Raw genomic sequence first — 25,971 nt, forward strand, 5'->3', positions numbered from 1 at the left:
TACAACAAAACAGCTCATACAAAAAAAGCCTGGTACTGCTTTGGTGTGACTGCCAGGCGCTTCTTGAAGTTACGCTGGAAGTGGCTCTGATCGGCGAAACCCAGCAGGCTTGCAGTATCCACCAGGCTGTTACCCTGCTGCAGCAGGAATTTTGCTTTTTTGATCCGTTGATCCAACTGAAAGGCGTGGGGAGACTGGCCGTATTTCGCTTTAAAACTACGGATCAGATGGTAGCGGCTCAATCCTGATTGTTCTGAGAATTCGTCGAGAGAGAGGTTCGCTTCAAGCCGGTCCATGATCATCTCTTTCACCCGTTGAACCCGATAGCTATCGGGGGTTTGCGCATCTTTCGCCCGACAAAAACCAGGCATAAAACGCTCTTCAAGAAATTGAATCAACAGACTCTCTGCCTGCAAGGGATTAGTTTCTGCCAGCAAGCTTTCAAACAGCGAATCAAAAGCCCGGTAGGTTGCAGGATCATTCTCAAACAGATCGTGGAATGGCAGATAATCCAGGCCATGAGTATTCAGCATCTCTTGTTGCAGCTGACCGATCCAGGCGGTATCAACAAACAGCATTCGGTATGACCAGCTGCCTGCTTCGGGGTTACAGGAATGCGCATCGCCGGGGTTAATGGTGACTGTAGTACCGCTACTGACAAGGTTTCGCCGGTTCAGGTTGAGATAATCCGCCTGTCCTGCATCGATTACGCCAAAAGAAAATTCATCGTGAGAGTGGGTGTGATAACAGGCACTGGAACGATCAGCACGGCGCAGCTCGACAAACGGCAGCGCCTCACTTCTTTTTAAAAAGAGTGTCTGATCTCTGGTCACCTGTGCTCTCCCCTATTGATTAACAAAAATTGTAAGCACAGTACTGCTCAGTAGCAAGCCCATCACAATATTGAAAGCTACCTGATAGCGTGCATTGGCCAGCAGTTTACGAATCAGATGGCCGATTGCGGCCCAGCTTCCGACGCCAACAAAACAAACCACAAAAGAGATCAGGCAGAACACCAACAGGTACAGTGTAGCGGGAGAATTGGCCACCACAAACAGACTGACACCCGACATCGAAACCAGCCAGGCTTTAGGGTTCAGTCCCTGAGCCAGCGCGCCTTCCAGCATACTGGGAGGGCTTTTCTCAGTCGTAGTGTCATCACTTAGCGGCTTAGCCGTCGCTATTTTATAGGACATATACAGCAGGAAAGCACCGCCCAGATACTGCAGGGTTGCGGTTATCTGGGGGTAAGCTTCCAACACTTCATTCAGACCGACCCCCACCAGAAAAACAATCAGGGTATAGGCGACAGTCGCCCCCAATACATGGGGCAAGGCCCGCATAAAACCGAAGTTCGCCCCTGCCCCCGTGGCAATAATATTAACCGGTCCGGGAGAGATTGCGCCGATCAGCGCAAATATAAACATAGAAATAAACACCGACAAAACACAGCTCCCACTGAGATACAAAGACTCGTTAATATAAACGCAGTTCTCAGTCAGTTATTGAACAATATTGCGCTCCGTCAAAGCCTCCTTATTTTGCGCAGCATCATAGCCTCGGCACAGTGACCCGGTGCTACACTGAATAGCTGATACTGAAGAGTTAATCAGGTAAAGGGATACTCCTATGGCAGGGCATCTGGCCAGCAGAATCTACGACCAGTTCAGACGCATTAATCGCAACCTGATCGGTTTAGTATTTTTATTACTAACACTGCAACCGATTCCGGCAGCAGCTATTGAAGTAGATGAACTGATTCGCCACATCGACAGGTTATGGCGCGGCGAAACATCCCAGGCCAGCATGACTATGCAGGTCAAGACCTTACGCTATGAGCGCACTATGACCATGGAAGCCTGGTCCCGGGGTAAAGATTACTCTCTGGTGGTTATCCGCCAGCCGGTTAAAGACCGGGATATCGCCACCCTCAAAGTCGAAGCGAATATCTGGAACTACCTGCCGAAAATAAACCGGGTTACCAAGATCCCCTCAAGCATGATGTCCGGTTCCTGGATGGGCAGCCACTTCACCAATGATGACCTGATCAAAGAGAGTACTTTCGAAGACGATTACCGCTCTGAGATAACCTTTGAAGGGCTCAGGGAAGACACCCTAATGTACGAGATCACCTCACTCCCAAAAGAGGATGCTGCCGTGGTCTGGGGTAAAGTTATTATGCAGCTTGAGCAAACCAGCCTGGTGCCTGTCAGGGCACTCTATTACGACGAAGATAATATCCTGATCCGCACCTTGCGCTTCGACCAGCCCCGCGAGATAGGGGAACGCATAGTGCCGATGCGATTAAGCCTGACGCTACAGCAAAAACCCGATGAATCGACGGTGATTGTGTATAACGATATCGCCTTCGGAGTCCCTCTGGAGGAATCCTTCTTCTCTTTACAAAACCTGCAACGCCGGCGCTAGCCTATGATAAGCCAGCCTCCAGCCCCTGCCCCTGCCCGGCAAAGCATTCCGATCATATTCTTTATGGCCTGGCGCAATATATGGCGTAACCCGGTTCGCAGTGCCCTGACCATCTCAGCGCTGGTCGGAGGCTTAGTGATGATGGTGCTTTATTCGGCCCTGCTGGAGGGAATGATGCGCCAGATGGTGCGCCATGCCACCGAGATATCAACCGGTCATATTCAGATTCACCGCCAGGCTTTTGCCGCTGATCAGGATCTCTACGCCACGTTGCCTTCAAGCTACCTGACGACGCTGGAACAGCAATTCCCTCAACTCAGTATCACCCCGCGGCTTTATTCATCTGCTCTCGCCAGTTCAGCACAAACATCTACAGGCGTGATGATCAGGGCGGTCGATCCGCAGCGGGAAGTGTTAGTCACCAGCATGCTGAAACATATTCGCGAGGGCAAAGCAGAACTTGGCATTGCCGACCCAGATACCGCTACGACAGAGGCCCCCGGCCTTAGCCGTTATAACCTGATCATCGGGGCTAAGTTAGCCCGTAATATGAACCTGAGCCCCGGCAGTGAACTGATTCTGGTCACCCAGGCTGCCGATGGCAGTATCGGTAACGCCCTGTTCCGTGTTGCCGCAATACTTAAGCCGCTAGAGCCAAACTTTGACCGGTCCGGCGTGCTGATGTCTGTCGAGGCCTATCAGCAACTGATGTATCTGGAAAACGGTTTTCATGAGCTGGTGATTAAACTTACCGATATAAACCAGCTTGAGAGCGTGCAAAAAAAGCTCAATACAGCACTGCAGAGCTTGCAAGCAGATCAGCCACTGGATCAACTGGGGGGCAATACCAGAGTTCGCAACTGGCGCCAGCTGACACCGATGGTGGCTGATATGCTGGAGTTGAGCCAATCGATGATGCTTCTCATCGGCCTGATTATTATCGGCCTGGCCTCCATGGGTATTCTCAACACTATGCTCATGGCGATCCATGAACGCAGTCACGAATTCGGTATTCTGCTGGCGATCGGTATGAAACGCCGCCTGTTGCTCCTTATGGTGTTGTTCGAAACGCTACTGCTGGCGCTGATTTCAGCATTGTTCGGTAGCCTCGCCGGTTTGGCAATCACCCGCTATTTAGAACCCCGCGGGATCGATTTCAGCCAGACCATGCCGGACGGTTACGACTGGGCCGGTATGGTCTTCGAGCCGGTAATGGATATTTATCTTGAACCAAGTCATATAGTCAGCGCCTGCCTGCTAATGATCGCGGTTTCGCTGATCACCTCGTTAATCCCATGCTGGAGTATCGTCCGGCTCAAGCCGGTGGAGGTGATGCGGTGAACCGACAAAACGACGATAAACAGTCAGGCTATCAACAAACCGGTCATCCACAATCCGACCAGCAGCAAGCCAGCCACTTCCCGATTGCTGTAATGATGCGACTTGCCTGGCGCAATCTGTGGCGCCATCGCAAGCGAACCCTGATCACACTCAGCTCAATCGCGGTCGGCTTCGGTCTGGCAGTGCTGTCTATCGGCTTAGGCGACGGCAGCCACAACTCAATGGTGCGCAACGCAATAAAACTGGGCGAAGGGCATCTCACGATTCAACCCCGGCATTACATCGAAGCACCGGCTAATTATAAATATCTGGTCGACGGACAACTGCTGGCAAACACGCTTGAAGAACTCACTATTGCAGGGCGTTATGAGCCCCGAATCTCACTACAGGTATTGGCCAGCACGGCGAATAATTCCACCGGCGCAGCTCTGGAAGGTATGAATCCGACAACCGATCAGCGAGTCGCCATGCTCAGACCCCGGCTGATCGAGGGCCACTGGCTTAACCCAGGAGACCAACGCGGCATCATAATCGGTAGCGGAATGGCCCGAAAACTGAAAGCCAGAATCGGCAGTAAAGTGGTTTTAATGGCCGGCACACAGGGCGGCGATTCCCAGGCACAGCTGGGCCGGGTACGGGGCATTTTTGCGGCCCAAATGGAGGAGGTGGATAACTTCCTGATTCTCTCCGATATAGAGTTTTCCCGTTACTTCCTGAGCGGCGAAGGTGCTGATGTGAAACGCCAGCCGGTAACCCGTTTTGCAATTTTCCTGGATGATCCCGACCGCACAGATCTTTGGCAGGCGAAGCTCAACGCGGTGATCGACAACGATCAGGTTGCGGTACTTAGCTGGCAACAGATGATGCCGCAACTGGTGCAATTCATCGTCATCGACGACGCCGGTAACTATATCTTTCTATTGTTGATACTGATCATGGTGATATTCGGTATCGTCAACACGGTGCTGATGAGCGTGTTGGAGCGGACCCGTGAGTTTGGTCTGCTACGGGCGCTGGGGCTGAGTCGCCATCATCTGCTGCTATTGGTTATCTGTGAATCGATCTTATTAAGCCTGCTGGCACTGATCGCAGGCTGGCTGGTCGGGGGTGGCGCGCATCTCTGGTTTTCACTGCATGGCATCGATTTTTCGGCTCTGATGGGGGAAGGAAAAGGCACCGCAATAATGGGCACTTTTATGGACCCGGTAGTATTTACCGAGCTGTCATGGCATCGGGTATTACAGCTGAGCATAATCATCTTTAGCGCGACTCTGTGCAGCGGTATCTATCCGGCTATTAAAGCGGCCAGAATCACCCCGGTAGAGGCACTTCGGACATGAGCATACACTGCAGCAACAAGAGCAACGGAGCGAGCCTATGGCGCTACTAACACTGCAGGGCGTAACTAAACACTACCGGCAAGGAGAGATCGACGTCGCTGCCCTGCGCGATATAAATCTGCAGGTCGATAAGGGCGAGTTTGCCGCGCTGGTCGGCCCCTCCGGGTCAGGTAAGACCACCCTGCTGAATATTATCGGTGGCTTAGATGCTCCGACCGAGGGCAGTACTCTGCTGAACGGTACCGATATCGGTTTGCTCAAAGATTCCGAGCTATCCAGTTTTCGCCTGTTCCAACTCGGTTTTATTTTTCAGGCATATAATCTGGTGCCGGTATTAAGCGCACTGGAGAATGTTGAGCTGATCATGGTACTGCAGGGGCGCCCTGCCGCTGAACGACGGCAGCGGGCCAGACATTATCTGGAATTAGTCGGGCTGCAACAGATGATGGATCGCCGCCCCGCCGCCCTCAGTGGCGGTCAGCAGCAACGGGTTGCAGTGGCCCGGGCGCTCGCCGCAGGACCCCGTCTGGTACTGGCAGATGAACCTACCGCCAACCTCGATTCGGAGAACGCCACCGCCCTGCTAGATATCATGCACCGCCTCAGCCACGAAGAACAAACCACCTTTATCTTCTCCACCCATGACCCCAGAGTCATGGCCCGTGCCGAAAGGATCATCACCCTGCATGACGGAACAATTGTTGAAGATGAACAGATTGATCAACCCCATGCCGCACCAGTTTAGTTTTTCCCTGCTGACGTCCACAATGGTGCTGATCCTTACTCCGTTGACGGGCCTGAGCGCCGCAGACCTGACTGGGCGCGTCTCAATACTAGGCAATGTCGCCTGGCCGGAACAGGGGGATATCGGCGATGCACACCGCACCACCGCTGATCAGCAAAGCCTGCGTCTGATGCTGGATGACTATAGCGATAGCACCGAATGGTCGCTGCACCTGAAAACCCTGCGGCAGCACTTTAACGGTCTCAGCACTGCTGCACCTACAGCCCCGCAGCAATTCCGCCTCCATTCTCTGGCAGGCGAGTTCCTCAACGAAACACCTGATGACAGCTATACCCGGCTCGTCTATGAATTCGACCAGGCGGTATACCGCTGGCGCTCGGAGCAGACCACGCTGAGTCTGGGACGGCAAGCCATCGAGTGGGGCAGCGGCCGCTTCTGGCAACCCCTGAACGTATTCGGCGCATTCGCACCCACCGACCTGGATACCGATTATAAACAGGGCATCGATGCTGCAACTCTACAATGGTATCCCTCCGCTTTCGCCTCACTGACTGCCGCTTATATCCCTGGCCCTGCAGATGACAACACGAGTAAAGATAGCGCCGCCGCTTATTACCGTGGTCTGATTGGCGACCGCGCCGAACTATCCCTGTTGGCCGGGCAGGTACTGGGCAACAACCTTCTGGGCGCAGCATTAGAAAGCGACTGGGCCGGCATCGGCTGGCGCATCGAAGGCATCCATTACGATCTGGATAATAGAGAAGACGCCGGAATATTCTGGATCGCGGGTGCTGATTACCAGTTTGAAAATGGCATTCTCGCCACCGCCGAGTGGTATCACAATGATCTGGGCAGTAGCACCGAAGCCGGCCTGGCGACAGTACAAACCACTGAACTGATCAATGCAGGCATACAACCCTATTTCGGTAAACGGGTACTGGGGCTATCCCTTAGCAAAGACCTAACGCCACTGCTTCGTGGCAGTTATACCCTGCTGGTTAGTCCCCTCAACGACAATGAAAGCCAGCACCAATACTCAACCCTGCAGCAACTTAACCTGAGCTACTCACTGAGTAATGACTCGGTACTACTGCTGTCACTGCTCACCACCAGCGGTGAAGGGCTTAACGGACAACAGAAGGTCCAGTCTGAGTTCGGACACATCCCAACAGGGGCTGTTGTTCGGTGGCGAGTGTATTTTTGAGTTGGTTGCTGTGGGTATTTCACTAACGCAGTAAAAAGCAGGAAGTCGCTAGAACGTCGCTGCGCGACTCGCTAGAAAAAACGGGCAGGCCTTTTTAGTTTGTTAGAGTCGCTATGCGGTAACTGCTAAAACCGGCTCGAATAACCTCTTGCAGCAATGCATCTTCGACGTTGAAACCATCCTCATTGCTCAGCAGTAGATGTTCAGCGGTTCGATCTGCAAACGCTTGTATTACACCGTCCTGCTCGACAAGTATTCCACGATTCTGATCCTGCAGATAATCGACACATGACTGCCAGATTTTCTCGCTGACCCGGCTAAAACCGTCAGCGCGTTTGGATAAACACGAGGAACAGACTCGGACATCAAGCATTAGATATACCATTCAGCTGAAATAGATAGGACTAGTGTTATATCTCTTTCTGCTACATTTGAATAGTTTAGAAACTTTGGGGTTGTCTGGCTTTTTCTAGATACTAGCTAGCCGAACCTGTTCGGCGGTCTGGCGAGTCGAGCAGCGACGTTCTAGCCACTGCGAAGCTACGCTTCGCCGGGTTCAGTTAATTCATAATTCGCAATCATCCGCTGCAATCTTGGCCGCGACACCCCAAGTATTTCGCAGGCTTTACCACGGTGCCAGCTGGTACGTTCGAGAACTTGTTCAACGTGATAGCGCTCCATATCCTGCAGACTGAGGCTGGCAGTCTCTTCTGCTGCAGCGGGTACTGCGAGTTCCACACCTTCACTCAGATGCACAGGCAACAGGTCCTGAGTAAGGACATCACCCTTGCACAGCGCTACCGCCTTGGTGAGCAGGTTTTGCAGCTCCCGCACATTACCCGGCCAGTGGTAGGTATTGATACAGCCCATCGCTTCCAGCGAAATAGTATTCACCCTCCGACCGAGATCTTTATTGATCCCGCTCATCAGGGTTTGTACCAGCTCTACCAGATCAGATTTACGCTCCCGCAAAGGCGGCAGGTGCATATTGACGATCTGCAGGCGGTAGAACAGGTCTTCCCTGAATGCGCCTTTTGCCATCGCCTGCTCCAGATTAACATTGGTCGCGGCGATAATCCGCGCATTGGTGTGTTGCGGCTGACCAGCGCCAACCGGTGTAAACTGACGCTCTTGCAGCACCCGCAGCAGTTTGGCCTGAATTGATGGCGACAACTCCCCCACTTCATCGAGAAACAGGGTGCCATCACTGGCCAGCTCAAATTTACCAAGCTGATCTTTAACCGCACCGGTAAAAGATCCCCGCTTATGGCCGAACATTTCGGACTCCAGCAGGCTATCCACCAGCGCAGCACAGTTAATTGCGACAAAAGCGCCGTTACGCCGGTCACTGGCGTTGTGTATCGCCCGCGCCACCATCTCTTTACCGGTACCACTTTCGCCGGTAATCAGCACCGAAGCTGTAGTATCTGCAACCCGGCCAATGGTTTTAAAAATTTCCCGCATGGCACTGCTGGAGCCCACCAGGTTGTATTCGCCATAGCCGGTATCCAGCGGGATATCGATACCGCTATCCGACTGCTGTTGCTGGTATTGCAAGGCGTTAGCCACAGCCTGATCGATCTCATCCAGATCCAGTGGCTTATGAATATATTCATCAGCACCCTTCTGCATCGCTTCGATGGTGCTGCTCATGTCATGGAAAGCGGTAATCATGATGATTCGCAGGTCTGGCAGCTGTTGCTTAAACAGTGGTAAGCCTTCCAGACCACTCATTCCGGCCATACGGATATCCAGGATCATCACGTCCGGATTGTCGCCACTAAGGTGTTCCAGCGCCTCTTCTACTGAGTGACGAATCTGTACCCCGTGAGCCTGACTCTGAAAGTGCATCTCCAGTGTTCGGCAGATAGCGTTGTCATCATCAACGATCAGTATCGTACTCATGCTTGCATCTCTTCCTTAACAACCTCAGCAATGATCTCTGCAGGTAATAGTACTACCGCCCGGGTACCGCTTTCAGCCATCGGTTCCAGTCGAACCTGCCCGGTATGCTGTTGAATAATCCGTTGCACAATTGCCAGTCCCAAACCGGTGCCTTTTGCCTTAGTGGTGAAAAACGGTTCAAACACTTTGTCGCAGATACAGGGATCGATAGTGCTGCCATTATTGCTGATAGCGATCTCTAGTTTGTGCCCCTGATCGCTGAACAGCAGCCGGGTTTTCAGCGCCACCCTGGCGATCTGGCTCTCGTTGGCTTCAGCCGCCTGAATCGCATTAACCACCAGGTTCTGGATCGCCTGACGTAATTTCACCGGATCAGCATAGATCCGTGGCAGGTTATTATCAAAATCCTGATCGATAAACACATTGCGATCCTGAATCAGCCGTAGCTGGCCCATGACCACCTGCTCCAACAGTTTATTGATCGATAACCATTCCTGACGCAACTCATCGGGCCGGGCGTAGGTCAGCATATCTTCCAGAATACCTTCCATATGGCGGATCTGATCTAATGATATCTGACACAGTTCGCGGCTGCCGCTATCCAGATCAGGTTTACGGCTGGTCATCTGCAGCCCCACTTTGATCGAGCTCAGAGGGTTACGCAGGTCATGGGCTACCATATTGGCCATCCGCCCTACTGCGGCCAGCTGTTCATTACGGACCCGTTCCTTGGTTTCCTGCTCCAGCTCAACCTGTAAGCGCTTCTCTTCGGTGACATCCTGCTTTACGGCGATATAAGCCAGGGTTTTACCCTGACTATCCCGTACGGGAGAGATCACTACGCTCTCCCAGAATAACTCACCGCTTTTCTTACGATTATGGAATTCTCCCTGCCAGATTTCCCCCTTGCGCAGCAGTTGCCACAGTTCCAGATACTGGTCATCACTGGTATAGCCGGATTTAAGAAAGCTAGGATTTCTTCCCAGCACTTCCTCGGGACGATAGCCTGTCAGATTACAAAATGCAGGATTAACGTAGGTAATACCACCCTGCGTATTGGTCATCATCACCGTATTTGCGCTCTGCTCCACCGCCTGAGTCAGCAGGCGAATCTCTTGTTCGGCCTCTAATCGCGCGGTAATATCTTCGCCCACCAGCGATATCTGCTCCACGAAGCCGTCACTGTTTTGCTGCAGGGTACAGGTCCAGGCCAGTGTCAGGCTAGCCTGCTCACGGGTCAGAATATTCCCCTGGTAGGGCGCAGCCACACGCTGCCCGGAAAAGGTCTCGTTGATCTGTTTACTGTCCCCCAGTTGATACTGCTTGGGAATAAACATCTGCAGCCAGTTCTGACCATCAACTTCGCTACGCTGATAACCGGTAAGTGCCAGGAAATGGTCGTTACAAAAGCGGATGCGACCATCCCGGTCCAGTGACACTGCCGCCAGTTCGATCTCTTCCAGCAGGTGGCGGAAGCTGCGCTCGTAAGCATTATGCTCCTGTACCTGCTGGTGCCGGTATTGATGCCGGGCATGCAGAATCGAAATCCCTATTATCATCAATGCGATCAGGCCGTAGAGTGGCAGATTGGTATAGGCAAACTGCATATTCACCTGCCGTAACGCACCCTCATTGAGAATGGTAAAGATCTTCCACTGATTGTTCCCTATCGCCTGATCCACATCCAGCGAGGAGAATGAAAAAAAGCTGTTCTTGAATAGAATCTGCCCCAGCGGGGTCTGATTTATTTTCTGCCACAAGTCCGGTGACTTTTCAGCCAGCGGATTAGTGTTACTGAAGGTCACCCGGTTAGTCTCCGCCTGGGGGCGAATCAGGCTGAAACCATTACTGCTGAGCAAAGCGATGGCATCGGCCGCAATAGCAGCATTACCCCAGACCTGTTCAAACAATTCTGCTCCATTCAGGTTCAGTACGACAATACCCCGAACCTTGTTGCCCTGACGTACCGCCGCCGCGACCCGCAACGTAGGATTATTTTCCTCGACTCTGCCTTGCTCAACATTAAGATCGAACGGCGAGATATACACCTCACCGGAATTCAGAGTCATTCCCTGCTGAAAATAGTAACGTCCCGATTTATTCTGCAACCGGCCCGGGGGTACAGCGACCAACCCACCCACATTATTGATCCGCACCACTTCCCGGCCACTGGCATCGATATAACGCAGTTGAGCATACGCGGGCTTGTGACTGGCAAAGCGCAGGAAATAACCGGTCAGATCGCGGGCCAGAGGCGATTCCAGACCGACACTACTGACATGATCCGCCAGAATATGGGCATCAGAGGTCATCTCACGTAGCCGGGTATCCATCATCTGATGGGTCAGCTCAGTGGTGGCCTGCGCTTTCTGCAAAATCAGGTCTGATTCCTGGTCCAGGGTGATTTTATAGTGCGCCGCCAGCAGCAGGCACAGCACTGCGATCCCCGGCAAGAGAGTCTTAAATGCGTCGGGCAGATATTGCCTGAGCCGGGGGGTATCAGTTTTGTTATAGGTCATAGAGCGATAGTTTACAGCTGCTCCGCCAGAATAGTCAGCATCTGCAGCGCTTTTGGCCGCTGTTCCGCAAAATCAGGCTCCAGAATCGGCTGTAATAACTGCTGCGCAGCGACTTGCGGGTCAAGCTTTGCCACAGTTTTCGCGGCAGCCGCAGTCAACGCGCTGTTACCTAATCCAAGATCGACGATCTCGGCAACTTTCTCTTCTGCCTTTTCGTGACTAAGGAAGGTAAATGCCGCCAGCACTACACCATCAACCGGATCCTGCAGGCAAGCTTTAACCCCGTTCAGCACGCTTTGCGGTGCTGGTTTATGCTGCCACACCAACTCCCCGGCCTCACCTTTAACCTGCTTAAAGAATAGCTGCTCCAACGCCCGAATCGACTCGATACGTACATTGCTTTCTTCATCCTGCAGCGCCTGAGTCAGAATAGGCATCGCGGTGCGATGGCCCACCAGCCCTAAGGTACGGGCAGACAGCTGACGAATCTGATCGGTACCGCCGAGCAACAGCGTTGACAGTGGCCCCACCACTTTAGTCAACGCTTTAAGCTTTGCATCACGCGCGGCAATCTGACCCAGGCTATTGATCGTTTCCTGCAGGATCTGTGGTTCGGTTTCCAGTAACAATAGCAGCAACCGCTCTACGGCTTCTTCGTTAACAATCTTACCCAACGCCCGGATGGCCAGAATCTGATTGGTATAATCCGGCAGCGGCGCAATTTTCTTCCGGCTCAACTTCAGCTTTTCACCACTATCCAGATGACCAACAACTATATTGCCAAACTCATCCATTTCGTCTGGCAGCTCATCGACCATCTCCCGAATATGTTCACCCAGGCCACTATCCTCTGTTGCAGTGGTGGTTTGCAGGGCAGCCTGAATATTAGCCTGGTTGATCGCGTCCAGAGTCGAACGGGGGGCGCTGTTGTTGACCTGCTCCAGCTCCTCTTCGGTCGGATAGGCGTCACCGAACTGGGCCATGATCGCCGCCATCCGGTCATTCTCAGATGGCTCTTTCTTCGGCAGTTCAGCCTCACCTGAATCATTCACCATGACGCAAGGGATCATACCCTCTGCCGGTTCTTCGCTTTCAACCTCAGCCAGCAGTTGCTCCTCACTGACCTGCTGATCATTCAGGCACAGCTCAAGTAATTCCTGGGCGGCAATGCCCGTGTGCTGCGCTGGCAGTTGCGCCAGTGCTGCAAGCGCCTCTAATACGATCTGGCGCAAAGCAGCGTTATCTTCATTTAACAATCGGTTTAGCGGCACCAGATAATCACGATGATTTCCGGCCAGCGCCTTAAGTCCGTTAACCAGATTACAACGGCTACTCAATGGCAGTGAATCATCCAGCAGTCGCTGTAGCAGCACCTCTTTCGCCTCTGCCACCGGGACGGTCTGCAACAGCAAAGCTGCCGCCTCTACTTCGGCGGCATTGTCAGAAGCGATACCCTGACGAATCGCTTCAATCAACGCAGGTTCCGGCTCCGAACCTGCTGGCAGCATGCGGCTTAAAGCATTCAATAGCAGCGCCCGCCCTTCGGCATCCAGTGTTGGCAATATCTGGGTCAGCTTTTCCGGCGAGATATGTTTAAGATGGTGTGCCTGTAGCTGTTTCAGCATCGACTCCGCCGCCGCCAACGCCTGGCTACGTACCTCAGCCAGAGGGTCATTCAGAAGTTGCACCAGATCGATAAAGTATTGCTTTGCCTGACGCTGTCCAAGGGCTTCTGCTGCCATTCCCCGAATATCACCGCTTTCGTTACGTAACGCTTTAAACAATGCAATCAGGCTGTTTTCACACTGAGCATGGCGCAGCGCTGCCGCAGCACGGCGGGCAAGGCGGGCATGACTCCCCTGTAGCAACTCGATTACATAATCGACCCCTTCCTCGCCACAGAGAGTCAAAGCCCTTAACAGGTCTGACTCAATATCCAACGGTTCCTCAGACAACACTTGCTTAAGCACTGATACCGCTTCCGGACGCCCCTGGTTAGCCAGTGCATTAATCGCATTCAGCTGAATATCCCACCAGTCGTCCCAGTCAGACGGAAAATCAGCATTGTTTTGGGATGGGTTGCCCAACGCCCATGACAGCAGTGCTTTATGGGCCCGTTCATCATCCAGCTGAGCCAACGCATTGGCGGCGGAGACTTTGGCATCCCCTTCCGGGTGTTGCTCCACAACTTCGACCAAACGCGGAATCGCTTCATCCCGCTTGAGTTGGGCCAGGGCATCGGCGGCGTCGATACAAACATCCGCATCTTCATGATAGAGGCAATCCAACAGCGGCTGCAGGCTGCCCTCAACCCGAATCTCCCCGGCTGCCCGGGCAGCATAGCAACGATCCGCTTCATCGCCATGCTGGAGTAAGTGGCTTAATACCTGATCTAACTGTTCGCGAACCTGTAGTGACATAACGTATTACCCCATAAAGCAGATGCCGGTCCGGTATCACCGCGCCGACTTTAAATATCTGATTATGACCCGTTGCCAGCAGACTCAATATCACTGCCGCTAGCAACCGATCCTGAGCAGAAAGTTCAGCTAATTATTTTCTGCTGCTTCCTGCCCTGCTGTACAACCTCTGTCCTATCGACGCGATTATTGAACGTTTCGTTCAACAGCCTTCTATTTCGATTAAACATTTCGTTGCAATAATTCTTACCCAAACATCCCGATTAAACATAAAGCACTGAAAACAAAGGATATTTACAAATCCTTCCTGTTGGTATGGATTATGCAAAATATATAACGCAATTAGTTTGCCAGACCGACAAACGCCCTCTTGAAATAATTTCACAAGCGGCGGAATCGGTCCTCCACTCGGCGAGAAATCAAGAGGTGAGATATTAAAATGACAATTCGGCACAAGAGTAAGCGGCCCTGGCTACTGGCTACTGCAGTCAGTGTTGCGCTTATGGCGACCACAGGTCAGGCCGCCGATAACAGCAGCCAGCAACTACCGCAATTGAAAGTAGATGCGGCCAAAGCAGAACTGGGCAAGCGCCTGTTCTTCGATACCCGTCTGTCCGGCGATGCGGCGATCAGCTGCTCTACCTGTCACCAGCCAGACAACGGATTTTCCCATCCGGACGCGCTGTCTCCGGGTTATCCGGGGAATGGCCATTTCCGTAACAGTCCGACTCTGATCAACACTGTCTATAAAGATCAGTGGTTCCACGACGGTCACATGGGTACCAACCTGAACGATGTAACCCGTGAAATGATCACCGAAGATTTCCTGATGAATATGGATATGCGCCTGATGCAGGAGCGTATCAAGCAGGATCCAATTTACGTCAAGATGTTTAAGGATGCCGGCTACGGTGAACCCTCTAACGGTTCAGTGCGTAAAGCAATTCCGGAATACCTGAAGACCCTGACCTCGCGTAATGCACCGTTCGATAACGGCAGCATGAGCGAAGCCGCACAACGTGGTCAGGCGTTGTTTGAAGGTAAAGCCAGCTGTAATCAGTGCCACACCGGCGCGTTGTTCTCCGACAGCAAAGCCCATAATACCGGTGTCGTAGAGAACTTCGATATTTTCAAAGATCCGCAGCGCCATCAGGCATTCATCGCCTTCAACATGTTCATGGGCAATGAAAATTACATGAACCTGAAACGTGACGTTGGTGCCCATGTGCAGAGTCACAATGCTGATGGATCGGATATCGGCAAGTTCATGACACCCACTCTGCGTGAACTGAAATACACCGCGCCTTATATGCACAACGGTACCTTGCAGACGCTGCAGGAAGTTGTCTCGTTCTATAACGGTGGCGGCGGTGAAGACAGCCAGAAGAGTGAACTGATCAAGCCGCTGAACCTTTCGGTTCAGGAGCAGCGTGATCTGGTGGCGTTCCTTGAGTCTCTGTCCGGTGATGAGTTGAACACCGCTGAGCACGTCTGGGATAAAAAAGACTACAGCTACCAGCTGATCCAGAACTGGCGCGAAGCGCGGAACTGAGGCAGGGGACAGATCATGAAAATGAATAAGAAATTTAATCTGCTGGCGATTGCAATGGCAGTCGGTAGCGTCGCTTGCGCACCATTGAATGCAGGCAGCACTTCCGCAGAAAAAGACACACTATCCGAGGCTTCAAGCACCATTGCTATCGCGCTGCAACAGAGCAAAGCAGTACCGTTGGCTGCGTTAGAAGTTAATGGTAAATCATACCCTGCGCTGGCTCCACTCGGCCCTATTCCGGTACCCCCGGATAACCCGATGACTGCCGAAAAAGTTGCGCTGGGTAAGATCCTGTTCTTCGATGGTCGCCTCGGGGGCGATGGCTCTACCGCCTGCTCCGCCTGTCACGTACCGAGCCTGGGTTGGGATTGGCCGGATGATGTGTCGCTGGGCTACCCGGGCACTATCCACTGGCGTAATTCGCAGACCATCGTCAATTCGGCTTACTACGGCAAGCTGTTCTGGGCGGGTTCTTCCAAGTCACTTGAAGCGCAGGCTCGTTCTGCAGCTAAAGGCGCAGTCGCCGGCAACGGTGAAGACGACATGATGGAAGCCCGCTTAGCGCTGATTCCGGAATACCGCGAGCGCTTTAATGACGTGTTTGGTGACGACTATCCTAAGTTATCTAATGCCTGGAAGGCCATCGCTGCCTACGAACGTACTCTGGTTCAACGTGATACTCCGCTGGATAAGTATCTGGAAGGCGACCGTACCGCCCTGTCTGCCGAACAGCTGCGTGGTAAAACGCTGTATGAAGGCAAAGCCGGATGCGTGCAGTGTCACAACGGCGCGCTGGCTTCCGACGATAAGTTCTACAACGTCGGCGTACCACCGCTGAAGCGCTGGGAAGAAGACCCTCTGGCGCAGATTACTTTCCGTTACGAGCTGTATGCGAAAGGCTCCAACGAAGAGATGTATCGCCATACTAAGGCCGACCCGGGTGTTTACTTCCGCGGTAAGATGAAATCGATGAAGGGTAAATTCCGTACACCTTCACTGCGTTACACCAAATACACTCCGCCGTATATGCATAACGGTGCGATCGCTACCCTGGAAGATGTAGTCGATTTCTATGATCGCGGTGGTGTTGCTGCCGATGGCCGGACTACCGGTTTCCCACAAAACAAGAGCGACATGATCAAGCCTCTGGGACTGACTCAGACAGAGAAAGACGATCTGCTGGCATTCCTGGATGCCTTCACTGGCGAAAGGCTGAATACCGAACGTCCGACGCTGCCACCTTATGCGCCACTGTTTACCGAGCAAGAACTGCTGGAGGCAAAAAAATGAATCCGGATAAATCTAAACAAACCGCTGAAGAGCATGGCAAGTGCATGCTGACCCGTCGTAAGTTCCTGATGTATTCCGGTACTGCGGCGGCGACTTCCAGCGTTATTACGCTGAATATGTTCCCGGGCACTGTCCAGGCTAAAGAGCTGCAAGCTCAGGTAACAACATACCCACGGACCCTTATCGCCAAACTGAGCGAGCTGAAAGCCAACCAACCTCTGGATTTCAACTATCCGGATAATGGCCCTAACTCGCAGGCGATGCTGGTGAAGATGGATGTTCCTGGCGGTGGCGGTGTCGGACCGAAGCAGGATGTCGTGGCATACAGCTATATGTGTACCCACCAGGGTGGCCCGCTGCAGAACGAATATAAGGTTGTCGGCGAGCACCGGGTACTGGGCCAGTGCCCGTTCCATTTGTCGACCTTCGACCTGCGCCGGCACGGCATCATAGTATCCGGCCAGGCTTACGAGAGCCTGCCTCAGGTATTACTGGAGCTGGATGGTGATGAAATCTACGCCGTTGGCATTATGGGTCTGCTGTTTGGCCGTACCGATAACAAACTGGCTGGCTAAGAGGAATACGTTATGACTACCAATTTCTACATTCCGGAAGACCATGCACCGCTGCCACCGGTAGGTGCAGAAGTGCTTACTACCGCCTGTGACTACTGTATCGTCGCTTGTGGCTATAAGGTCTACCGCTGGCCGCTGGAAAAAGCTAACGGCGGCCTGAAGGCGGCTGAAAACGCCTTCGGCATCGATTTCCCATCGGCACCACTGCAAGCCTGGGTCGCACCTGCCCAGCACAACGTAGTGATGCATCAGGGTAAGCCGCACAATATCGTTATCATCCCGGATAAAGATACCAAGTATGTAAACAGGAACGGTGACTCCTCCATGCGGGGCGGTCTGATCGCGCAGAAGGTATACAACCCTGCGACTGGTACCCGTGACCGTCTGACCCAGCCTATGGTTCGGATCGGCGGAACGCTGCAGCCGGTGCCATGGGACATGGCGCTGGAAATAGCAGCGGCGGTAGGTAAGCATGTAATTGATAAGCACGGGGTCAGCGCTTACGGTGTTAAGACTTACTCTTATCAGTACATCGAAAACACTTACGCGATCTCTAAATACGCATTGCGTCACGTGAACACCCCGAACTTCACCTTCCACGATACCCCGTCGGATGTGACTTCAACACCGGGTTTCCGTGATGCCGGTTTCGATAACTTCGGTCCAAGCTATGACGACTGGGGCAGCGCCGATACCCTGATGATCTGTGGTACCGACCCATATGAAACTAAGACCGTACTGTTTACTCAGTTCATCATGCCGGGTGTTTACCGTGGTATGCAGACAGTCATCCTGAACCCTCGTGAAACTGCGGGTATCGCATTCCTGAAGAAGCACGGAGGTCTGCACCTGGATGTTAATCCGGGTACCGATAACCTGGTTCTGGGCGCTATATCCAAAGTGATCATGGATAAGGGCTGGGAAGACAGCGAATGGATCAACAACTGGGTTAACAGTAAATGGGAATCAAACTCCGGCTTCGGTCAGGGCACCCGTAACACCCCCTGGCAGTGGCGCACTACCTGGGGCAAATTCCAGACTAACGGCTTCGAAGACTACAAAAAGTGGGTCAAAGGCCAGAAGGAATACGATCCTAAGTATGCGGCGAAGATTGCTGGCATCGATGTGGATAAGATCTACAAGGCAGCTGAAATGCTGGCTAAGCCAAACAAAGATGGCAGCCGTAAGAAGACCTCTATCGGTATCGAAAAAGGCTTCTACTGGTCCAACAATACCGGTAACACTAACGCCATCAGCTCCCTGGCAACTCTGGTCGGTGCCGGTGGTCGTCCAGGCCGCGTTGTAGGCCGCTTCGGTGGTCACCAGCGTGGTGGTGTTAAAGGCGGTAAGTTCCCGCGCAACAAGTCGCCGGAAAAACTGCCGGGACGTCGTCGTCGCGCACTGGATACCGACCGCTGGCTATATTCCGGCCATACCCGCTTTGCCCATGTAATCGGTACTACCTGGATTCAGGCGATGAGTGGTTCTCAAGGTCTGCAGAAAAAATTCTGGGAGCTGACAACCGCTAACCCACATCAGGTATACAGCTACGATACTCAGGAGATCATCGATACCCTGAAAAAACGTGCCGACTCCGGTGGTATGGTGGTAATCAACCAGGATATCTACCTGCGTGATCCGATCGGTGCCAAGTTTGCCGATATCGTCTTCCCGGCTGCAACCTGGGGTGAAGAGGACTTCATGCGGGCAAACGGCGAACGTCGCCTGCGCCTGTACCAGAAGTTTAACGACGCACCAGGGCAGGCCAAGCCTGACTGGTGGATCATCTCCCAGCTGGCGAAGAAGATGGGCTTCGATGGTTTCGACTGGAAGAACTCCAACGAAGTCGCTGAAGAAGCATCCCGTTTCAGCCGTGGCAGCCGTAAAGACTTCCACATGATCAAAATTGCGGCGCATAAAGAGGGCAAGACGCTGCATCAGAAACTGCTGGAATTCGGTACTGACGGTATCCAGGGTCCGGTTGTGTATAACTACGACACCGGTGAGCTGGTTGGTACTAAGCGTCTGCACGACACTGAGCTGGAGAAAGATGTTGCTCAGCTGAAGAAGATGGGTCTGGAGCACGGTCCTAAGGGCGCCAACGTTCTCGGCAAGAAGATGACTCACTTCAACTCGCAGACCGGTAAGATCAACCTGCAGAAACACCCATGGAGTCTGTTCAGCGACTTCCATGAGTGGCTGACACCGAAGGATGACGAGCTGTGGTTCAGCAACGGTCGTATCAACGAGATCTGGCAGTCAGGTTTCGATGATGTTGAACGTCGTGCTTACGTGAACCAGCGCTGGCCGGAAAACTGGGTTGAAATCCACCCGGATGACGCTAAGGCTCGTGGTATTGAGTCCGGCGACCAGGTAATGATGTACTCCGATCGTGTGGTCGGTGTGAAAGACACTATCCTGGGTATCCACGGTAACGACTTCCAGTTCTCTGAACTGATGAAGAACGGCCACGTTGAGCTGAGCAAAGCCGCCGTAACTGCTGTCGCAATTGTGACTCCTGCGGTTAAGAAAGGCGTGCTGTATGCCAACATGATGGATATGCGTCAGCCTTCAAACTCACTGACCGCGCGAATCGTCGATAACATCAGTGGTAACTACAACTACAAGATGGGCGTTTCCCGCATCAAGAAGATCGGTGAATCCCAGTACAAGAAGGAGTTCCGCAGCTTCTCCTTCGCTCCACGTAACATCGTGTAATAGCCGCATTTCGGGGGCCTGATGGTCCCCGATCCTATTTTTAGACCGGAGCCTCTTTTAAACTAAAAGTGGTACAGGTTGGTTCACACCGAACACCTGATGCGCTCCGCTCATTTTCTGCTTTCAGCGTGTTTACAGATTTTGTGTAAGGTAAAGCGATGACTAATCTCACCGATGGCTTTGGCCGTTCTATCAACTATCTGCGCCTCTCGGTAACAGATCGCTGCGATTTTCGCTGTGTTTACTGCATGAGCGAAGATGTTCGCTTCCTACCTAAAGCACAGGTTCTCACGCTTGAAGAACTACTCCTTACCGCACGCAGCTTTACCGAGCTCGGTGTAAATAAGATTAGACTGACCGGTGGTGAGCCGCTGGTCAGACCCGGCATTGTCGATCTATGCCATGAGATAAGTCGACTGGAAAACCTGCAGGAACTCACCCTGACAACCAATGGCTCTCAGCTGAGTGGTCTGGCTCATGGTCTGGCCGGTGCGGGCGTTAGCAGGATTAATATCAGTCTGGATACGCTACAAGAAACACGCTTTGACAGCCTTACCCGGCGTAACAAGTTAAGCCAGGTATTAGATGGCATTGATTCAGCCATTGACGCTGGCTTCAAGCGCATAAAACTTAACGCGGTAGTGATGAAGCAGCGCAATGATGATGAGATTATCGATCTGATTAATTTCGCGCGCAGCCGTGAGCTGGATATTACTTTTATCGAAGAGATGCCGCTGGGCGAGATCAGTAGCCACTCACGGAGGGAAAGCTTCTGCTCCAGTGATGATGTTCAGGCGATTATTCAACAACAATTCCCTTTACTCAGCAGTGCCGAGACAACTGGCGGTCCGGCTCGTTATTTCCGTATGCCGGGCGGCAGTAGCAGGATTGGTTTTATCTCTCCCTACAGCCATAAGTTCTGTGACAGCTGTAACCGTGTGAGAGTTACCGTCGAAGGGCACCTCCTGCTTTGTCTGGGCAATGAACACTCACTGGACCTGCGCTACCTGATCAGAGCGAACCCTGGAAACCTGGAACCGGTGAAAAACGCGATTATAAAAGCGTTAGGTAACAAACCGTTAGACCATCAGTTCAGCCATAGCGATGAGGTTCAACTGGTTCGATTCATGAATATGACCGGCGGTTGATTAAATTGCCCACAAATAAAAACATCGCCAAAGCGGTGTTTTTCTATATTACTTTAAGGTTTAACTTAGCCAACAATACAAACGCCATGATCAACGTAGTGAATGCTGCCGGAAGTACCTTTAGAGAGATCACTCAGATAATACAGCGCCGCACCGCCAACCTCTTCGATAGTTGGCAACTGATTATCGACCGCCTTATGCTGGTTGTACTCAAGCATCGCATCAAAATCTTTAATACCACCTGCTGCACGGGTCGAGATAGTACCCGGAGAAATACTATTCACCCGGATATGACGCGGCCCCAGATCCCGAGCCAGATAGCGGGTCGCCGCTTCAAGCGCAGCTTTTGTGCAACCCATAATGTTGTAATCACCGGTCGCCAGCGCGCTTCCCAGGTAGGAGAAGTTGATCATAGAGCCGCCATCTTTCATCAGGTCCTTGGCAAACGAAGCCATATGAATGAAAGAGAAGCAGGATACATCCATTGCCTGCAGGAAACCCTCACGGGAACACTCTGAGATCGGCGCATGAAGGTCTTCAAGCGGACAGAAGGCCAGAGAATGCACAACCCCGTCCAGCGAGCCCCAGGCCTCTTCTATGGCCTTGAACAGTTGCACCATCTGCTCATCCTTAGTCACATCCAGAGGCATGAATATTGTCGCTTCCAACTCATCGGCCAGCGGTCGAACAAATTTTTCAGCTTTGTCATTCAAATAGGTAATAGCCAGCTCAGCACCTTGCTCATGTAACTTTTTTGCAACGCCATAAGCAATACTCTTATCGTTTGCTATACCAACAACCAGAACCTTTTTACCCGCCATCAACAAATTAGACATTTGGCTAACCTTAAAATAATAAAAACAACAACTTAAAATCCATCTATAAAAAATAACTAAAGAATTAAATGATAGAGACTAAGCATTACAAACCTATTACGCACATGCACAATTTCTATGTTCATTATAACGACCCCAGCCCCAAAAAAATGAACCACAGAACACCATAATGGGTACTGGAAAAAGCAGTAGCTAAAAAGCAGAACGTCACTCCGTGACTCGCTAGAACGGAAGGCACGCCTTCCTGCTAGTAGCTAGTGGCTAGAAAAAACCTTCTTAAATGGATGAGGTGACAACGCAGGTATAAGGGGGGACTGTGCTTTTAGCTTTTGACTTTGACCTGGCCTTTGATTTTTCTAGCCACTAGCAGGTGCGCTTGCGCGCCGTTCTAGCAAGCCAAACTTGTTTGGCGGTCTCGCCACTGTTTTCGTTTTGGCGTCAGCCCAAAACGAAAAAACCCCGATCACAAAGTGATCGGGGCTTTCCGTAATTTGGTGCTTGGCGATGACCTACTCTCGCATAAGGAAACCCTACACTACCATTGGCGCTAAGACGTTTCACTTCCGAGTTCGGTAAGGGATCGGGTGGTTCCATCTCGCTATGGTCGCCAAGCAAAAACTGTTAACAAAAGTAATCCTGTAAGAGAAGGAGAGTACAAGCTCTAATCCTTCGTCTGTTCTTATCGAACAGTGTATCTTAATCTATCAGCTCAACAAACGCTTTTGGCGTTATATGGTCAAGCCTCACGAGCAATTAGTACTGGTTAGCTCAACGCCTCACAACGCTTACACACCCAGCCTATCAACGTCCTGGTCTTGAACGGCTCTTCAGGGGGCTCAAGGCCCCAGTGAGATCTCATCTTGAAGGGGGCTTCCCGCTTAGATGCTTTCAGCGGTTATCCTGTCCGAACATAGCTACCGGGCAATGCCATTGGCATGACAACCCGAACACCAGAGGTTCGTTCACTCCGGTCCTCTCGTACTAGGAGCAACTCTTCTCAAATCTCAAACGTCCACGGCAGATAGGGACCGAACTGTCTCACGACGTTCTAAACCCAGCTCGCGTACCACTTTAAATGGCGAACAGCCATACCCTTGGGACCGGCTTCAGCCCCAGGATGTGATGAGCCGACATCGAGGTGCCAAACACCGCCGTCGATGTGAACTCTTGGGCGGTATCAGCCTGTTATCCCCGGAGTACCTTTTATCCGTTGAGCGATGGCCCTTCCATACAGAACCACCGGATCACTAAGACCTACTTTCGTACCTGCTCGACGTGTCTGTCTCGCAGTCAAGCGCGCTTTTGCCTTTATACTCAATGCATGATTTCCGACCATGCTGAGCGCACCTTCGTACTCCTCCGTTACTCTTTAGGAGGAGACCGCCCCAGTCAAACTACCCACCACACAATGTCCTCGATCCCGATAAGGGACCTGAGTTAGAACCTCAATATTACCAGGCTGGTATTTCAAGATTGGCTCCACCTGAACTGGCGTCCAGGTTTCAAAGCCTCCCAGCTATCCTACACAAGTAATATCAAAGTCCACTGCGAAGCTATAGTAAAGGTTCACGGGGTCTTTCCGTCTAGCCGCGGATATACGGCATCTTAACCGCAATTTCAATTTCACTGAGTCTCGGGTGGAGACAGTGTGGCCATCGTTACGCCATTCGTGCAGGTCGGAACTTACCCGACAAGGAATTTCGCTACCTTAGGACCGTTATAGTTACGGCCGCCGTTTACTTGGGCTTCGATCAAGAGCTTCGCCGAAGCTAACCCCATCAATTAACCTTCAAGCACCGGGCAGGCGTCACACCCTATACGTCCACTTTCGTGTTTGCAGAGTGCTGTGTTTTTAATAAACAGTCGCAGCCACCTAGTATCTTCGACCACCAACAGCTTAGGGAGTAAATCCCATCACCGTCAGCGGCGTACCTTCTCCCGAAGTTACGGTACCATTTTGCCTAGTTCCTTCACCCGAGTTCTCTCAAGCGCCTTGGTATTCTCTACCTGACCACCTGTGTCGGTTTGGGGTACGATTTCTTGTTATCTGAAGCTTAGAGGTTTTTCCTGGAAGCATGGCATCAACCACTTCGTCCAAAAGAGGACTCGTCATCAGCTCTCAGCCGTATGAGATCCCGGATTTTCCTAAGATCTCAGCCTACTGCCTTAAACACGGACAACCAACGCCGTGCCGGCCTAGCCTACTCCGTCACCCCATCGCAATAACAAAAAGTACAGGAATATTAACCTGTTTCCCATCGACTACGCTCTTCAGCCTCGCCTTAGGGGTCGACTCACCCTACCCTGATTAGCATTGGATAGGAACCCTTGGTCTTCCGGCGGGGGAGTTTTTCACTCCCCTTATCGTTACTCATGTCAGCATTCGCACTTCTGATACCTCCAGGATGCTTCTCAGCTTTCCCTTCAACGGCTTACAGAACGCTCCTCTACCACGCAATAAATTGCGTCCGTAGCTTCGGTGTATGGTTTGAGCCCCGTTATATCTTCCGCGCAGGCCGACTCGACTAGTGAGCTATTACGCTTTCTTTAAAGGGTGGCTGCTTCTAAGCCAACCTCCTAGCTGTCTGAGCCTTCCCACATCGTTTCCCACTTAACCATAACTTTGGGACCTTAGCTGACGGTCTGGGTTGTTTCCCTTTTCACGACGGACGTTAGCACCCGCCGTGTGTCTCCCATAATTGCACTCTACGGTATTCGGAGTTTGCATCGGGTTGGTAAGTCGGGATGACCCCCTAGCCGAAACAGTGCTCTACCCCCGTAGGTGAGATATGAGGCGCTACCTAAATAGCTTTCGAGGAGAACCAGCTATCTCCGAGCTTGATTAGCCTTTCACTCCGATCCACAAGTCATCCGCTGGCTTTTCAACGACAGTCGGTTCGGTCCTCCAGTTGATGTTACTCAACCTTCAACCTGCCCATGGATAGATCGCTCGGTTTCGGGTCTAATCCTAGCAACTGTACGCCCTATTAAGACTCGGTTTCCCTACGGCTCCCCTAAACGGTTAACCTTGCTACTAAAATTAAGTCGCTGACCCATTATACAAAAGGTACGCAGTCACGGTCTCAAGGACCGCTCCCACTGCTTGTACGTACACGGTTTCAGGTTCTATTTCACTCCCCTCACAGGGGTTCTTTTCGCCTTTCCCTCACGGTACTGGTTCACTATCGGTCAGTCAGGAGTATTTAGCCTTGGAGGATGGTCCCCCCATATTCAGACAGGATATCACGTGTCCCGTCCTACTCGATTTCACTGTAAGTAAGTTTTCGCATACGGGGCTATCACCCACTATCGCCACACTTTCCAGAGTGTTCTGCTAACTACATTACAGCTTAAGGGCTGGTCCCCGTTCGCTCGCCGCTACTAGGGGAATCTCGGTTGATTTCTTTTCCTCCGGGTACTTAGATGTTTCAGTTCCCCGGGTTCGCCTCTCAAAAGTTATGTATTCACTTAAGAGATACCCAGCTTATACTGGGTGGGTTTCCCCATTCGGAAATGTTCGGATCAAAGCCCATTTACCGGCTCCCCGAACCTTATCGCAGGTTAACACGTCCTTCATCGCCTCTGACTGCCAAGGCATCCACCGTGCACGCTTAGTCACTTGACCATATAACCCAAAAGGGTCTGATCGAAGAGACTGATAAAACTTCATGTCATTTTTCAATGACGATGAAATAACGATACATTTACGCCGGATTAGCGCTTGTACATATTTTTCATTCTCGTTACAGGATTCAATTGTTAAAGAGCGTTTAAAGCAAAAAGCTTTAAAAGATAGTCACTTAAGCAGTGAGTATGTTTTAGAGCTTTTGGGTATTCTTCAGTTAAGAAGAAATGGTGGAGCTATGCGGGATCGAACCGCAGACCTCCTGCGTGCAAAGCAGGCGCTCTCCCAGCTGAGCTATAGCCCCAGTTGCTCTCTCTAAAGAAGAT

General features: G+C 52.0%; 17 protein-coding genes, 1 tRNA gene and 2 rRNA genes. 10 read left to right on the forward strand and 10 right to left on the reverse strand.

What is annotated here, in order from left to right; translation table 11 throughout:
* Positions 1-14: 14 nt before the first annotated feature.
* Both ACQUQM_RS18425 and ACQUQM_RS18430 read right to left on the reverse strand, forming a co-directional pair.
* Positions 15-833, reverse strand: a complete 819-nt coding sequence (locus ACQUQM_RS18425) for an AraC family transcriptional regulator (RefSeq protein ID WP_432471326.1) — start codon at positions 831-833, stop codon at positions 15-17.
* Positions 834-845: 12 nt separating this feature from the next.
* The gene (locus tag ACQUQM_RS18430; protein ID WP_432471328.1) at positions 846-1,427 is read right to left on the reverse strand and encodes a LysE family translocator; all 582 of its coding nucleotides are present in this window, start codon (positions 1,425-1,427) and stop codon (positions 846-848) included.
* A 202-nt stretch (positions 1,428-1,629) separates the two neighbouring features.
* Between ACQUQM_RS18430 and ACQUQM_RS18435 the strand changes: the two genes are divergently transcribed.
* From ACQUQM_RS18435 to ACQUQM_RS18455, 5 genes are read left to right on the forward strand one after another with little or no spacing between them, the layout of a single operon-like run.
* Complete coding sequence (locus tag ACQUQM_RS18435) at positions 1,630-2,427, forward strand: outer membrane lipoprotein-sorting protein (protein ID WP_432471329.1); 798 nt, start codon at positions 1,630-1,632, stop codon at positions 2,425-2,427.
* 3 nt (positions 2,428-2,430) lie between these two features.
* Positions 2,431-3,768, forward strand: coding sequence for an ABC transporter permease (locus ACQUQM_RS18440; protein ID WP_432471331.1), 1,338 nt, complete (start codon positions 2,431-2,433; stop codon positions 3,766-3,768).
* Entirely contained in the window at positions 3,765-5,108 is a 1,344-nt protein-coding gene (locus tag ACQUQM_RS18445) for an ABC transporter permease (protein ID WP_432471332.1), read from the forward strand. The genes ACQUQM_RS18440 and ACQUQM_RS18445 overlap by 4 nt, the downstream gene beginning before the upstream one ends.
* 37 nt (positions 5,109-5,145) lie before the next feature.
* On the forward strand, positions 5,146-5,853 hold the full coding sequence (locus ACQUQM_RS18450) for an ABC transporter ATP-binding protein (protein WP_432471333.1): 708 nt from the start codon (positions 5,146-5,148) through the stop codon (positions 5,851-5,853).
* Entirely contained in the window at positions 5,816-7,057 is a 1,242-nt protein-coding gene (locus ACQUQM_RS18455) for a hypothetical protein (RefSeq protein WP_432471334.1), read from the forward strand. The genes ACQUQM_RS18450 and ACQUQM_RS18455 overlap by 38 nt, the downstream gene beginning before the upstream one ends.
* Positions 7,058-7,151: 94 nt before the next feature.
* Here the strand turns inward: ACQUQM_RS18455 and ACQUQM_RS18460 are convergent, their stop codons facing one another.
* The 4 genes from ACQUQM_RS18460 to ACQUQM_RS18475 form a co-directional block, all read right to left on the reverse strand.
* A complete protein-coding gene (locus ACQUQM_RS18460) occupies positions 7,152-7,430 on the reverse strand; it encodes a hypothetical protein (RefSeq protein WP_432471335.1) in 279 nt (92 codons plus the stop codon).
* Between the two features lie 167 nt (positions 7,431-7,597).
* The gene (locus ACQUQM_RS18465) at positions 7,598-8,962 is read right to left on the reverse strand and encodes a sigma-54-dependent transcriptional regulator (protein WP_432471337.1); all 1,365 of its coding nucleotides are present in this window, start codon (positions 8,960-8,962) and stop codon (positions 7,598-7,600) included.
* Positions 8,959-11,481: a PAS domain S-box protein gene (locus ACQUQM_RS18470; RefSeq protein WP_432471338.1), complete on the reverse strand. Its 2,523-nt coding sequence runs from the start codon at positions 11,479-11,481 to the stop codon at positions 8,959-8,961. Before ACQUQM_RS18470 ends, ACQUQM_RS18465 begins: the two co-directional genes overlap by 4 nt.
* An 11-nt stretch (positions 11,482-11,492) precedes the next feature.
* Positions 11,493-13,901, reverse strand: a complete 2,409-nt coding sequence (locus ACQUQM_RS18475; RefSeq protein WP_432471339.1) for a HEAT repeat domain-containing protein — start codon at positions 13,899-13,901, stop codon at positions 11,493-11,495.
* A 439-nt stretch (positions 13,902-14,340) separates the two neighbouring features.
* Here ACQUQM_RS18475 and ACQUQM_RS18480 point away from each other — a divergent pair, with 439 nt between their 5' ends.
* The 5 genes from ACQUQM_RS18480 to moaA all read left to right on the forward strand — a co-directional run bounded on the left by ACQUQM_RS18480 (position 14,341) and on the right by moaA (position 21,184).
* Positions 14,341-15,453, forward strand: coding sequence for a cytochrome-c peroxidase (locus tag ACQUQM_RS18480; protein ID WP_432471340.1), 1,113 nt, complete (start codon positions 14,341-14,343; stop codon positions 15,451-15,453).
* A 15-nt stretch (positions 15,454-15,468) separates the two neighbouring features.
* A complete protein-coding gene (locus ACQUQM_RS18485; protein WP_432471341.1) occupies positions 15,469-16,743 on the forward strand; it encodes a cytochrome-c peroxidase in 1,275 nt (424 codons plus the stop codon).
* The gene (locus ACQUQM_RS18490) at positions 16,740-17,318 is read left to right on the forward strand and encodes an arsenate reductase (azurin) small subunit (RefSeq protein ID WP_432471342.1); all 579 of its coding nucleotides are present in this window, start codon (positions 16,740-16,742) and stop codon (positions 17,316-17,318) included. Before ACQUQM_RS18485 ends, ACQUQM_RS18490 begins: the two co-directional genes overlap by 4 nt.
* 12 nt (positions 17,319-17,330) lie before the next feature.
* Positions 17,331-20,036 (forward strand): arsenate reductase (azurin) large subunit, encoded by a 2,706-nt coding sequence (locus ACQUQM_RS18495; protein WP_432471343.1) that lies wholly within the window; start codon positions 17,331-17,333, stop codon positions 20,034-20,036.
* Positions 20,037-20,194: 158 nt separating this feature from the next.
* A complete protein-coding gene (gene moaA / locus ACQUQM_RS18500; RefSeq protein WP_432471345.1) occupies positions 20,195-21,184 on the forward strand; it encodes a GTP 3',8-cyclase MoaA in 990 nt (329 codons plus the stop codon).
* Positions 21,185-21,249: 65 nt separating this feature from the next.
* On the opposite strand, the gene fabI is transcribed toward moaA, so the two are convergent.
* The 4 genes from fabI to ACQUQM_RS18520 all read right to left on the reverse strand — a co-directional run bounded on the left by fabI (position 21,250) and on the right by ACQUQM_RS18520 (position 25,949).
* Positions 21,250-22,020 carry an enoyl-ACP reductase FabI gene (gene fabI / locus ACQUQM_RS18505; protein ID WP_432471346.1) on the reverse strand — a complete coding sequence of 257 codons (771 nt, stop codon included), beginning with the start codon at positions 22,018-22,020 and terminating at the stop codon, positions 21,250-21,252.
* A 496-nt stretch (positions 22,021-22,516) separates the two neighbouring features.
* Positions 22,517-22,632, reverse strand: a 5S ribosomal RNA gene (gene rrf, locus ACQUQM_RS18510).
* A 120-nt stretch (positions 22,633-22,752) separates the two neighbouring features.
* Positions 22,753-25,645 (reverse strand): 23S ribosomal RNA (locus ACQUQM_RS18515).
* Positions 25,646-25,873: 228 nt separating this feature from the next.
* Positions 25,874-25,949: transfer RNA gene (locus tag ACQUQM_RS18520), tRNA-Ala, on the reverse strand.
* Positions 25,950-25,971 lie beyond the last annotated feature (22 nt).

It is taken from the genome of Amphritea sp. HPY (assembly GCF_050870985.1).
Taxonomy (GTDB): domain Bacteria; phylum Pseudomonadota; class Gammaproteobacteria; order Pseudomonadales; family Balneatricaceae; genus Amphritea.